Annotated in this window: 14 protein-coding genes; 2 read left to right on the forward strand and 12 right to left on the reverse strand. The window is 66.9% G+C overall.

Features of this window, described 5'->3' with window-relative positions:
• From Q4F04_RS11420 to rplO, 12 genes are all read right to left on the reverse strand, one after another.
• A partial coding sequence (locus Q4F04_RS11420) for a S4 domain-containing protein (RefSeq protein ID WP_303369952.1) occupies positions 1 to 211 on the reverse strand: 211 nt, incomplete at its 3' end.
• Positions 208 to 573, reverse strand: a complete 366-nt coding sequence (crcB, locus tag Q4F04_RS11425; protein ID WP_303369953.1) for a fluoride efflux transporter CrcB — start codon at positions 571 to 573, stop codon at positions 208 to 210. The genes crcB and Q4F04_RS11420, both read right to left, overlap by 4 nt.
• Before the next feature lie 31 nt (positions 574 to 604).
• Complete coding sequence (locus Q4F04_RS11430) at positions 605 to 1,924, reverse strand: replication-associated recombination protein A (RefSeq protein ID WP_303369954.1); 1,320 nt, start codon at positions 1,922 to 1,924, stop codon at positions 605 to 607.
• 57 nt (positions 1,925 to 1,981) lie between these two features.
• Entirely contained in the window at positions 1,982 to 2,575 is a 594-nt protein-coding gene (locus Q4F04_RS11435; RefSeq protein ID WP_303369955.1) for an acyl-homoserine-lactone synthase, read from the reverse strand.
• A 70-nt stretch (positions 2,576 to 2,645) separates the two neighbouring features.
• The gene (locus Q4F04_RS11440; protein ID WP_303369956.1) at positions 2,646 to 3,257 is read right to left on the reverse strand and encodes an autoinducer binding domain-containing protein; all 612 of its coding nucleotides are present in this window, start codon (positions 3,255 to 3,257) and stop codon (positions 2,646 to 2,648) included.
• Between the two features lie 219 nt (positions 3,258 to 3,476).
• Positions 3,477 to 3,902, reverse strand: a complete 426-nt coding sequence (gene rplQ / locus Q4F04_RS11445) for a 50S ribosomal protein L17 (RefSeq protein WP_303369957.1) — start codon at positions 3,900 to 3,902, stop codon at positions 3,477 to 3,479.
• 161 nt (positions 3,903 to 4,063) lie between these two features.
• Positions 4,064 to 5,080, reverse strand: coding sequence for a DNA-directed RNA polymerase subunit alpha (locus Q4F04_RS11450; protein ID WP_303369958.1), 1,017 nt, complete (start codon positions 5,078 to 5,080; stop codon positions 4,064 to 4,066).
• Between the two features lie 119 nt (positions 5,081 to 5,199).
• On the reverse strand, positions 5,200 to 5,589 hold the full coding sequence (rpsK, locus tag Q4F04_RS11455) for a 30S ribosomal protein S11 (RefSeq protein WP_154337193.1): 390 nt from the start codon (positions 5,587 to 5,589) through the stop codon (positions 5,200 to 5,202).
• Positions 5,590 to 5,604: 15 nt separating this feature from the next.
• Positions 5,605 to 5,973: a 30S ribosomal protein S13 gene (rpsM, locus tag Q4F04_RS11460; protein WP_303369959.1), complete on the reverse strand. Its 369-nt coding sequence runs from the start codon at positions 5,971 to 5,973 to the stop codon at positions 5,605 to 5,607.
• 174 nt (positions 5,974 to 6,147) lie between these two features.
• The gene (locus tag Q4F04_RS11465; protein ID WP_303369960.1) at positions 6,148 to 6,807 is read right to left on the reverse strand and encodes an adenylate kinase; all 660 of its coding nucleotides are present in this window, start codon (positions 6,805 to 6,807) and stop codon (positions 6,148 to 6,150) included.
• A 24-nt stretch (positions 6,808 to 6,831) separates the two neighbouring features.
• Positions 6,832 to 8,202, reverse strand: coding sequence for a preprotein translocase subunit SecY (gene secY, locus Q4F04_RS11470; RefSeq protein ID WP_303369961.1), 1,371 nt, complete (start codon positions 8,200 to 8,202; stop codon positions 6,832 to 6,834).
• Positions 8,203 to 8,340: 138 nt separating this feature from the next.
• Entirely contained in the window at positions 8,341 to 8,832 is a 492-nt protein-coding gene (gene rplO, locus Q4F04_RS11475; RefSeq protein ID WP_303369962.1) for a 50S ribosomal protein L15, read from the reverse strand.
• Between the two features lie 202 nt (positions 8,833 to 9,034).
• Here rplO and Q4F04_RS11480 point away from each other — a divergent pair, with 202 nt between their 5' ends.
• Together Q4F04_RS11480 and Q4F04_RS11485 are read left to right on the forward strand one after the other, a co-directional pair.
• Positions 9,035 to 9,883 carry a LysR family transcriptional regulator gene (locus tag Q4F04_RS11480; protein ID WP_303369963.1) on the forward strand — a complete coding sequence of 283 codons (849 nt, stop codon included), beginning with the start codon at positions 9,035 to 9,037 and terminating at the stop codon, positions 9,881 to 9,883.
• 214 nt (positions 9,884 to 10,097) lie between these two features.
• Positions 10,098 to 10,934 carry a methylamine utilization protein MauF gene (locus Q4F04_RS11485; RefSeq protein WP_303369964.1) on the forward strand — a complete coding sequence of 279 codons (837 nt, stop codon included), beginning with the start codon at positions 10,098 to 10,100 and terminating at the stop codon, positions 10,932 to 10,934.
• The last annotated feature ends 178 nt before the right edge of the window (positions 10,935 to 11,112 follow it).

Raw genomic sequence — 11,112 nt, forward strand, 5'->3', positions numbered from 1 at the left:
CCGCGTCGGGCAAGGGCGGGACGCGGACCTCCTGCCCCGGCTCGATCCGGGTCGCGGGCTTGACCCGGCCGGCATCGACACGGATCTGGCCGGTGCGGCACAGCTTCTCAATGGCGATCTGATTGAGTTGAGGAAACCGCTTCCTCAGCCAGCGGTCCAGCCGCTGGTCGCCCTCGTCATCGCCGACGCGGATGGTTTGCACGCCGCTCATGCCACCCGCCCCATGGAAAGCCCCGCCACAAGGGCAGCAAGCGACAGGATGACGCTGGCGCCGACATAAAGGGCGGCCAGGCCCCCCTGCCCCTTCTGCCACAGCGCCACCGCATCCAGCGAAAAGGCCGAGAAGGTGGTGAAGCCGCCCAGCATCCCCGTCAGCAGGAAAGGCGCCCATGCACTGTCGCGGCCAAGCGCCGCCACCAGCAGCCCCATCAGGAACGAGCCCGCGACATTCACCGCCAGCGTGGCCCAAGGGAAAGCCGGCCCCAGCAACCGCGCCGCGCCCAGGTTGACGCCATGGCGGGCGGTTGCGCCCAAAGCGCCGCCCAGCGCCACCTGAAGGACCGGATTCATCATGCCGCTGACCTGTAGATGCGGCCGACCAAAGTCAACCGCCACGCCGCGCCCGCTGGCTCACGAACCAGTCGAGGCGCTTCTTCAGTTCCCGCTCGAACCCGCGCTCGACCGGCGTGTAAAGCACCGGCCGCTTCATGCCCTCGGGGAAGTAGTTCTGGCCCGAGAACCCGTCCTCGGCGTCATGGTCATAGGCATAGCCCGCGCCGTAGCCCTGTTCCTTCATCAGCCGCGTCGGCGCGTTGAGGATATGGGCGGGCGGCATCAGGCTGCCGGTCTTCTTCGCCTCGGCCCGCGCCGCCTTGTAGGCGGCATAGCCCGCGTTCGACTTCGGCGCGAGCGCGAGATAGATCACCGCCTGCGCCAGCGCGAGTTCGCCTTCGGGCGAGCCCAGCCGTTCATACAGCGCCCAAGCGTCCAGGCAGTGGCGCTGCGCGGCCGGATCGGCCAGCCCGATGTCCTCGACTGCCATGCGGGTGATGCGGCGGGCGAGATAGCGCGGGTCCTCTCCCCCTTCCAGCATCCGGGCAAGCCAGTAGAGCGCCGCGTCCGGGTCCGAGCCGCGGACGGATTTGTGCAGCGCCGAGATCAGGTTGTAATGCTCGTCGCCCCCCTTGTCGTATTTGGCGGCCCGCCGCATCAGGCGGCGCGACAACTCGTCGGTGCCGAGGGGACGCTCCACCTTCCAAGCCATCACCTGCTCGATAAGGTTCAGGGCGGCGCGGCCATCACCGTCGGCCATGGCCAGCAGCGCCTCGCGCGCCTCGCCGGTCAGGGGCAGCGCCCGGCCCATCTCGCGTTCCGCCCGCTGGGCCAGCAGTTCCAGATCGGAAAGCTCCAGCCGCTTCAGCACGATGACCTGCGCGCGGGACAGGAGCGCCGCGTTCAGCTCGAACGAAGGGTTCTCGGTCGTGGCGCCGACCAGAAGGATGGTCCCGTCCTCCATATGCGGCAGGAAGCTGTCCTGCTGCGCCTTGTTGAAGCGGTGGATCTCGTCCACGAACAGAAGCGTTCCCCGCCCCTGCCGCGAATGCAGGCGGGCGGTGTCGAAGACCTTGCGCAGTTCCGGCACGCCCGAGAAGATCGCGGAAATCTGCACGAAGTCGCGTTCCGTCTGGTCGGCCAGCAGCCGGGCGATGGTCGTCTTGCCGACGCCGGGCGGTCCCCAGAGGATCAGCGAGGACAGGCTGCCCGCCGCCAGCATCGCGCCAAGCGGCCCGTCGGGACCGAGGATCGCGCCCTGGCCGATGACCTCGGCCAGCCGCTGCGGGCGGATGCGATCCGCGAGCGGACGGTGGGCCGAGCGTCCCGCGGGCTCGGGCGAAGAAGGGATGTTGTCGAAAAGATCGGCCATGGCGGGCAGATTACGCTGCCCGCCATGCAGTGGGTATCCCCCACCTGTGCCGCGGCATCAGTGCATCTTCGGCACGAGGTTGATCGACACGCACTGGTTCTCTTCGCCCTCGATCAGCATCACCCGGCCGATCGCCTCGGCCTCAAGGCCGCAGCGGCCGTACCAGCGCGGCCAGGTCGCCCCGGTGAGCGCTATCAGCCGGGTCGCGCCGAATTCGCGCGCGGTCCGCGTCATGGCCCCGGCCATCTGCATGTGGACCTTGCGGCGGATCGACATCGGGGTCTCGTGATTGACGAAAACGCGGGTGCATTCCCACACCTGCGGATCGACAGGCGCCTCGCCATACAGCAGGTCCTGCGGGATCGTGCCGCCAAGCACGCCGCGCTGCGCGTCGCGGATCATGTAGGAATAGATCCCGCACTGGGCGGTGGTGGGCGTCAGGCGGAAGCCCCCCAGCACCCGGTCGACCCCGTCGTGAACGGCGACCCAGCGGCTGGCGGGGGTGTCGTACTGGTCATATTCCATGCCGTCGGCCTGCGGCAGATCCCAGTTCTTCTGGACGATGAAGCTCTGCCGGCGGGCGCGGAACAAATTCGCAAACAGTTCGCCGTGGTTGTGAAGATTGCTGAAGGAAAGCGTGGTGGTCTGCATGGTCTTCTCCGTGGGTTGAGGGGTTGGCCCCCCGGAGCGACCGCGGTTGGTTGAATGACGGGCGAACGGCCTAAAGCAGACGGTAATCCTTGGCTCGCTGCAGCGCCTCGGCCGTTGTCCTGGCCATCAGCCGTTCACGGGCGGAAATCAGACGCGCCTTGAACGCACTTTCGGTGATGCCGAGCTTTGCAGCCGCTGCCGCGTGGCGATCGCCCTCCGCGATACATCGAAGGGCCTCTTGCTGAGCCTTTGTCAGGCTCTCCGGCGGCTCCGTGATCTCGTGGAGTCGTCGTACCAGAGCCGAGATCGTCTCGATCTCGTCATCTTTGAATTCACGCGTGTCATGGGCAAAGCTTGCGATGGTGCGTGACTTGATCGGACCGCTGGACATGGTCAGCCCGTAATGCAGCCCATGCCCGGCCGCATCGGCGAGAATGCTGAAGGGATCGGGAATCGGCATGGCCGACCAGCGCACCGCACCTGTCGTCGAGAAGCCCCAGGCGACAGTCGGATCGCGCAAGGCATAAGCGTTCGCCGTGTATCGTTCCGACCAGTTCTCGGGATAGGTCTGGAACCTCATGATGGGGGCCGCAAAACGAATGTGCAGCGCGATGTAATACCCCATCGGCGCCAGTTTTTTCAGGCGCGACAGGATGGCGGTGATATCGGCTCTCGAAGACATGTCCTTTTAGACAAATTGCCAAGGTGGCGGTCAATGGGCTTATTTGGTGACAAGGTTCACGCCTTGCCCGCGTCACCATGTTATTTAAGCGTCTTAGGTATTTTTTCAGTTAACGGTGATGCAAAAAAGAACCCGCGCAGCATGGCTGCGCGGGTCTATTTGTCCTGACGTTGCGTCATTTGGCAAGGGCCGGCAGAAACCGGCCCCCGGATCCGTGGATCAGGCCTCGAACCCGGCCTCTACCTCGGCATCCAGCCGGGCGCGGTCGGCGGCGCCCTTGGCCGAGGTGTCGCGGTCCACGAACTCGATGATCGCCATCGGGGCCATGTCACCGTAGCGGAAGCCGGCCTTCAGCACGCGGACATAGCCGCCCTGGCGGTCGGCATAGCGCGGGCCGAGGATCTCGAACAGGCGGGCGACATGCTGGTCCTGCTTGAGCTGCGAGGCAGCCTGGCGGCGGGCATGCAGGTCGCCGCGCTTGGCCAGCGTGATCAGCTTCTCGATGATCGGGCGCAGTTCCTTGGCCTTGGGCAGCGTCGTCTTGATCTGCTCATGCTCGATCAGCGAGCCGGCCATGTTGGAAAACAGCGCCTTGCGGTGCTCGTGGGTGCGGTTCAGGCGGCGGTAGCCGCGGGCGTGACGCATGATGGGTCTCCGTTTACGTCTTTTGCTTTGTCCGGCAGCCCATGCGTGCGGGCCGCTCTCCTTGGGGCGGAATGCCCGGGTTTTCCGGGGGCGCGGGCGATGCACAACCGATGTACGGATCATGCACAGGCGATGCAGACGGACCCGCGCCCCCGAATCCGTCAGAACTGGTCGTCGAAGCGCTTGGCGAGATCCTCGATGTTCTCGGGCGGCCAGTCCACCACGTCCATGCCGAGATGCAGGCCCATGCCCGAAAGCACCTCCTTGATCTCGTTCAGCGACTTGCGGCCGAAGTTCGGGGTCCGCAGCATCTCGGCCTCGGTCTTCTGGATCAGGTCGCCGATATAGACGATGTTGTCGTTCTTGAGGCAGTTGGCCGAACGGACCGACAGCTCAAGCTCGTCCACCTTCTTCAGCAGGCGGGGGTCGAACTCCAGCCCGTCCTCGGCGTCCTGGCTGCGGGCCGATTCGGGTTCCTCGAAGTTGACGAAGACGCCAAGCTGGTCCTGCAGGATGCGCGCGGCATAGGCCACGGCGTCGTCGGGCGTCAGCGAGCCGTCGGTTTCCACCCGCATGGTCAGCTTGTCATAGTCCAGCACCTGCCCTTCCCGCGTGGGGGTGACCTCGTAGCTGACGCGCTTGACCGGCGAGAAGATGGCGTCGATCGGGATCAGGCCGATGGGCGCGTCCTCGGGACGGTTCTTGTCGGCGGCGACATAGCCTTTGCCGATCGCGACGGTCAGTTCCATGTTCAGTTCCGCCCCCTCGTCGAGGTGGCAGATGATGTGGTCGCGGTTCAGCACGGTGATGCCCGCGGTTTCGCTGATCTGGCCGGCCCTGACCTCGCCCGGGCCCTTGGCGGACAGGGTCAGGCGCTTCGGCCCGTCCACGTCCATCTTCAGCGTCACGCCCTTGAGGTTCAGCACGATGTCGGTCACGTCCTCGCGCACGCCGGGGACGGACGAGAACTCGTGCAGGACATTGTCGATCTGCACGCTGGTGATGGCCGCGCCCTGCAGCGAGGACATCAGCACGCGGCGCAGCGCGTTGCCCAGCGTCAGGCCGAAGCCCCGTTCCAGCGGCTCGGCGATCAGCGTGGCCACGCGGGCCGGATCGCCGCCCGGCCGGATGTCCAGCTGCGCGGGCTTGATCAGCTCGGCCCAGTTCTTGTGGATCATGCGATTTCCTCCATTCCTGTTTCCGGCCCCATGACCAGCCGCCGGAAACGCCCGAGGTAAAATGCGAAAAACCGTCCCGCGCCGGGCAAAGCGGCGCGGGACGGGTCAATGTGGGGTCGTCAGACGCGCCGGCGCTTGGGCGGGCGGACGCCGTTGTGCGCGATCGGCGTCACGTCGCGGATCGCGGTGATGTTGAAGCCGACGGCGGCCAGCGCGCGCAGCGCCGATTCGCGGCCCGAGCCGGGGCCCTGGACCTCGACCTCGATGGTGCGCATCCCGTGTTCCTGCGCCTTGCGGCCGGCGTCCTCGGCGGCCATCTGCGCGGCATAGGGGGTCGACTTGCGCGAGCCCTTGAAGCCCATGGTGCCGGCCGACGACCACGAGATCGCGTTGCCCTGCACGTCCGAGATCAGGATCTTGGTGTTGTTGAACGACGAGTTCACATGCGCCACGCCGGTGGCGATGTTCTTGCGTTCCTTGCGCTTCATGCGCGTCTTGTCGCGTGCCATGACCTGTGCCCTCCCTTACTTCTTCTTGCCGGCGATGGGTTTCGCCGGGCCCTTGCGGGTGCGGGCGTTGGTGTGGGTGCGCTGGCCGCGCACGGGCAAGCCGCGGCGGTGACGCAGGCCACGGTAGGAACCGAGGTCCATCATGCGCTTGATGTTCATCTGCGTCTCGCGGCGCAGGTCGCCTTCGACGGTCAGATTGGCGTCGATGTATTCGCGGATCTGCAGGACTTCGGCGTCCGACAGGTCGTTGACGCGGCGCGCGGGGTCGATGCCGACTGCCTTGACGATTTCATCGGCATTCAGCGGGCCGATTCCATGGATATACTGCAGCGCGATGGGAACGCGCTTCCCGGTCGGGATGTTGACGCCAGCGATACGGGCCAAGTCCGTTCTTCCTTTACGTTGCGCTTCCGTAGTGCCGGAAGCTTTTTTCACAACCAATGGCCCGCGGCATCGCCGTCGGGCCATCGCTTCACCCCGGATGGGTGATTCTCGGATGAGATGCTTGCGGTTAATGGATGGATGCCGCCCCGTCAACCGCCGACGGGGCGCAAGGCCTTACTGCCCGATGCGGTCCACGATGGCCGCGACCTCGGCGCCGACCTCGTCCACCGCGGCCATGCCGTCCACCGGCGCGAGGGTCTTCTTGGCGTAATAATAGCCCAGCAGCGGCGAGGTCTTCTTGTAATATTCCATCAGCCGGGTCTTGAGGCTTTCGGCATTGTCGTCCGCCCGCCGCCGCAGGTCGGTCGAGCCGCAGGCGTCGCAGGTGCCCTCTTTCGCGGTGGGGCGGGTCTTGTCGTGATACACCTCGCCGCAGTTGCCGCAGGTATAGCGGCCGCTGATGCGGTCCACCAGCGCCTCGTCGTCCACCCGCATCTCGATCACGGTGTCGATCTTGCGGCCCATGCCGGAGAGCAGTTCCTCCAGCGCGTCGGCCTGCGGCAGCGTGCGGGGAAAGCCGTCGAAGATGAAGCCGGGGGCGTCCTCGGTTTCCAGCTTTTCGCGGATCAGGCCGATCACGATCTCGTCGGTGACAAGCTGGCCGCGGTCCATGACATCGGCCACGACCTTTCCCATCTCGGTGCCCGAGTGGCGCGCCTCGCGCAGCATGTCGCCGGTGGAAAGCTGCACCAGGCCCCGGTCCTCGACCAGCGTGCGGGCCTGGGTGCCCTTGCCCGCGCCGGGCGGTCCCAGCAGGATGATGTTGATCGTCACGACTCCCCCCTTGTTCGTGGCTGGTCAGCGGCGGGCAGGCAAGCGGCGGGGCTTGGGTTCGCCCGCCTTGCGCTTGCCGCGCAACTGCGACTTCTCGATCAAAGCCTCATACTGATGGGCAAGCAAGTGGCTTTGGACCTGGTTGATGGTGTCCATCGTCACCGAGACGATGATCAGCACCGAGGTGCCGCCGAAATAGACCGGGACCGAGAAGCCGTCGCGGATCACCTCGGGCAGAAGGCAGACCAGCGCGAGATAAAGCGAGCCGATGACCAGCACCCGGTTGACGACATAGTCCAGGTATTCCTCGGTCCGCTTGCCGGGGCGGATGCCGGGGATGAAGCCGCCCTGGTTCTTGAGGTTCTCGGCGACGTCATCGGACTTGAAGGCCACGTTCTGGGTGTAGAAGTAGCTGAAGAAGATGATCATCGCCGCGAAGAACAAAAGGTAAAGCGGCTGGCCGGGCCCGAAATAGGCCAGGATGGTGGACATGACCGGGCCGGTCTGGTTGCCCGAGAAGGTCGAGATCGTCACCGGCAGCAGCAGAAGCGAGCTGGCGAAGATCGCCGGGATCACGCCCGCGGGGTTCACCTTCAGGGGCAGGTGGCTGGACTGGCCGTCATAGATCTTCATGCCGACCTGGCGGCGGGGATACTGGATGCGGATCTTGCGCAGGGCGCGTTCCATGAAGACCACGAAACCCATGACCGCGATCACTAGGACGATGATGCCGAGGATCACCGGCGTCGAGATCGCGCCCGAGCGCCCCTGGGCGAAGAACTGCGCGAGGCTGCCGGGGATTTCCGCGAGGATGCCGACATAGATGATGAGCGAGATGCCGTTGCCGATGCCGCGGGCGGTGATCTGCTCGCCCAGCCACATCAGGAACATGGTGCCGCCGACCAGGGTGATGATGACGGCGGCGCGGAAGAACCAGCCCGGATCATGGGCCATGCCGCCGGCCTCGAGGCTCAGCGCGATGCCGTAGGCCTGGAACAGCGCCAGCAGCACGGTGCCGTAGCGGGTGTACTGGTTGATCTTCTTGCGGCCCTGCTCGCCTTCCTTTTTCAGCTGCGCGAGCGTGGGGACCATCGCGGTCAGAAGCTGCACGATGATCGAGGCCGAGATGTAGGGCATGATCCCCAGGGCGAAGACGCCCATGCGGCCCAGCGCGCCGCCGGTGAACATCGACAGCATCCCGCCGATGCCCGCCTGCGCCTGTTCCATGAAGGCGCGCAGCGCGCCGCCGTCGATGCCGGGGACGGGGATATAGGTGCCGAGCCGGTAGATGATCAGCAGGCCCAGGGTGAACCAGATGCGTTGGCGAAGCTCGGTCGCGCGGCCCAGCTGACCCCAGCTGAGGTTCGCGGCCATCTGTTCTGCGGCTGACGCCATGACTGACCTCTGTCTATCGGCGGCGATGCCTGCCGGATTTGACAGCGCCGCCGGACCGTTGCCGGTGCGGCGGCGCTGGGAAAAACTCACCGCTATCTAGGCGGCGCCGGATGCCGCTTCAACAGCTTATTGCGCCGCTCACTCGGCGGTGGCGTTGTCCTGCTCAGCCACCGGGCGGGTCAGCACCAGCGAGCCGCCCGCGGCCTGCACCGCCGCCGCCGCCGATCCCGATGCGCCCGAGAGCGTCAGGTTCAGCGCCGCCGTCAGCTGGCCCTTGCCCAGCAGGCGGATGCCGTCGCGCTTGCGCCGGGTGGCGCCGGCCGCGATCAGCGCGTCCTCGTCCACCGACTGGCCGGCGGTCAGCTTGCCCGCATCGACCATCGCCTGAAGCTGGCCCAGGTTGACCACCGCGAACTCAAGCCGGTTCGGCTTGCTGAATCCGCGCTTGGGCAGGCGGCGGTACAGCGGCATCTGGCCGCCCTCGTAGCCGTTCAGCGCCACGCCCGAACGCGAGGTCTGGCCCTTGATCCCGCGCCCGGCGGTCTTGCCCTTGCCGGAGCCCGGGCCACGCGCCACGCGCTTCTTCTTGCGGTTGGCGCCGTCGTTGTCGCGCAGTTCATGCAGTTTCATGTCGCTATCTCCCTTGCCGGAAACACCCCAACAGCGACAAAGGGGCGCACGCGGCGTGATGAATCATGCGTCCCCGCAGGCTGGACCCGCGGCGACTGACCGCATCTACAGCCCCTGCCCGGCGGGCGCAAGACCGGCTATCCTTGGCTTGTATCCCGACGGGCGGTCCGGTCTATGCCCCTTGCGGCATGAGGGAGGCGCGATGAACTGGGACGACCTGCGCGTGGTGGCGACGATCAACCGCACCGGTTCCTTCACCCGCGCGGCCGCGGCGCTGGACGTGGACGAGACCACCATCGCCCGCAGGATGGCCCGGATCGAGGCGGCGCTGGGCGTGCCGCTGTTCGTCGCCAGCCATGGCCGGCGGGAACCCACCGAGGATTGCCGCCGCATCCTGCGCCACCTTGCCGTGATGGAGCAGGCGGGCGAGGCCATCACCGCGATGCTGGCCGAGCCCCATGCAGCCCAGCGCCGGCTGCGCCTGTCCACCATCGGCGCCATCGCCAGTTTCCACCTCGCCCCTGCCCTGCCCGATCTGCTGGAGGCCGAGCCGGACCTGACCCTGTCCATCGACACCTCGGACCAGAACATCGCCATGTCGCGCTGGGAGGCCGATTTCGCCCTGCGCCTCGGTCGGCCCAGCCGGGGGGATTTCACCGTCCGCCGGGTCGGCACCCTGCAGTTCGCGCTGGTGCGGCCACGCGACCCGGCCCTTGTCCCGCTTGTCGCGGCCTATCCCGAGGCGATGCTGGAAACGCCCGAGATGCAGGCGCTGGAAGGGGTGCTGGGCCGCGTCCGGCCGCGGCTGGAAACCACGGACCTTGAACTGATCCGGCGCTTTCTGGGTTCGGGCCGGGCCATCGGGGTGGTGCCGGACCGGCTGGCCCTTACCCTGTCCGACAACCCCGCCATCGAGATCGAGCCGCTGGAGATCACGCGCGAGGTCTGGCTGCTGGCCCAGCCGCATCTGCGCGATGATTCTCTGGCCCGCAGCGTGGCGGAATGGTGCGCCGGGCAGTTCGCCGCATCGCAGTCTCAGCCCAAAGTCTGAAAACAAGACAGGCACTTAACTCGGCGGCCCGGTTTCGTGTGCGAATGAATACAATTACTTGCAGGAAAAAATATTTCCTGCTGCAAAAACGCAGCCCCTCCCTGCACAGATACAAGTTTACCGTGTGCGACGTTCCGTCACAGTTGTCCCGATTGTGGCAGCGGCGCGTCGGAACGACCCGCTGCCACCGGCAGCAGCGAGGGGAGAGCGCAGCGTGGCTTCGATCGACAGGTTTCCCGAGAACGCGGACGGGCAGGTGGGTGTTCCCGACTGCCAGGTCTTCGCGGAAGAATTCTCGCGTCCCGCCCGACTGACGATCCTGACCGCCTCGGCCGTGGCCGGCGCCGCGGGCGGGGTGGCGCTTGCCGGGGCCGCCGACAGCACGGCGGCGGTCTGGGGCACGCTGGGGGTGGCGGCGGTCGCGGGGGGCGTGCTGTCCACCTGGTCACCCTGCGGCTATTCCTCGATCTCGCTGCTGCGGCCGACCGGGCGCGGGGCGAAGGCCGTGGCCGAGTGGCTGCCGACCTTTGCCATGCACGGGGCGGGCTATGCGCTGGGGGCGCTGATCCTGGGGACCGCGCTGGGCGCCCTCGGGGCGGTTCTCGGTTTCGCGGGCTTCGGCACGGCGGCGCTGGTGCTGCTGGCGCTGATCGGGCTGGTCTACGGCGCGCATCAGCTGGACTTTCTGCGGGTGCCTTATCCGCAGCGGCGGGCGCAGGTGCCCCATGACGCGCGGGTGCGGTTTTCCAAGCCCGTGGTGGGCGCGCTTTACGGCCTCGCGCTGGGGCTGGACTACATGACCTATGTGCAGACGCCGCTGCTGTATCTGGTCACGGCGGCGGCGGTGCTGACCGGGAACATCCCCGAGGCGATCGCCCTGATCGCGCTGTTCAACATCGGCCGCTTCCTGCCGGTCGCCGTCACGGCCCTGCCGGTCAACGACTACCAGATCCAGGGCTGGCTGGCCCGCAACCAGGAACGCGCGGCGATGGCCGACGGGGCGATCCTCGTGGCCCTTGGCGCCGCCCTTGCGGTGGCCGCGCTGGCCTGATGTCCACCGGACAAACGACGACGGCCTGCGCGGCACGACCCGCGCAGCCAGAACCACGTTGCCATCAATGGGAGGACAGGATGGTCGAAGCAGGCCAAAAGCCGCGGATCTTGCGCGCATCTTTCGTCGGGGCGGGGCTGACCTGCTCGCTTCTCGCCTTCAGCGCGGCCTGGGCCCA

Origin of the sequence: Paracoccus sp. (in: a-proteobacteria) (assembly GCF_030536915.1) — a bacterium.
In the GTDB taxonomy this organism is placed as follows: Bacteria; Pseudomonadota; Alphaproteobacteria; order Rhodobacterales; family Rhodobacteraceae; genus Paracoccus.

Bases quoted from the DNA above. Each gene is read 5' to 3' on its own strand.
- crcB (WP_303369953.1), bottom strand. From the start codon at position 573: ATGATGAATCCGGTCCTTCAGGTGGCGCTGGGCGGCGCTTTGGGCGCA.
- Q4F04_RS11430 (WP_303369954.1), bottom strand. From the start codon at position 1,924: ATGGCCGATCTTTTCGACAACATCCCTTCTTCGCCCGAGCCCGCGGGA.
- Q4F04_RS11435 (WP_303369955.1), bottom strand. From the start codon at position 2,575: ATGCAGACCACCACGCTTTCCTTCAGCAATCTTCACAACCACGGCGAA.
- Q4F04_RS11440 (WP_303369956.1), bottom strand. From the start codon at position 3,257: ATGTCTTCGAGAGCCGATATCACCGCCATCCTGTCGCGCCTGAAAAAA.
- rplQ (WP_303369957.1), bottom strand. From the start codon at position 3,902: ATGCGTCACGCCCGCGGCTACCGCCGCCTGAACCGCACCCACGAGCAC.
- Q4F04_RS11450 (WP_303369958.1), bottom strand. From the start codon at position 5,080: ATGATCCACAAGAACTGGGCCGAGCTGATCAAGCCCGCGCAGCTGGAC.
- rpsK (WP_154337193.1), bottom strand. From the start codon at position 5,589: ATGGCACGCGACAAGACGCGCATGAAGCGCAAGGAACGCAAGAACATC.
- secY (WP_303369961.1), bottom strand. From the start codon at position 8,202: ATGGCGTCAGCCGCAGAACAGATGGCCGCGAACCTCAGCTGGGGTCAG.
- rplO (WP_303369962.1), bottom strand. From the start codon at position 8,832: ATGAAACTGCATGAACTGCGCGACAACGACGGCGCCAACCGCAAGAAG.
- Q4F04_RS11480 (WP_303369963.1), top strand. From the start codon at position 9,035: ATGAACTGGGACGACCTGCGCGTGGTGGCGACGATCAACCGCACCGGT.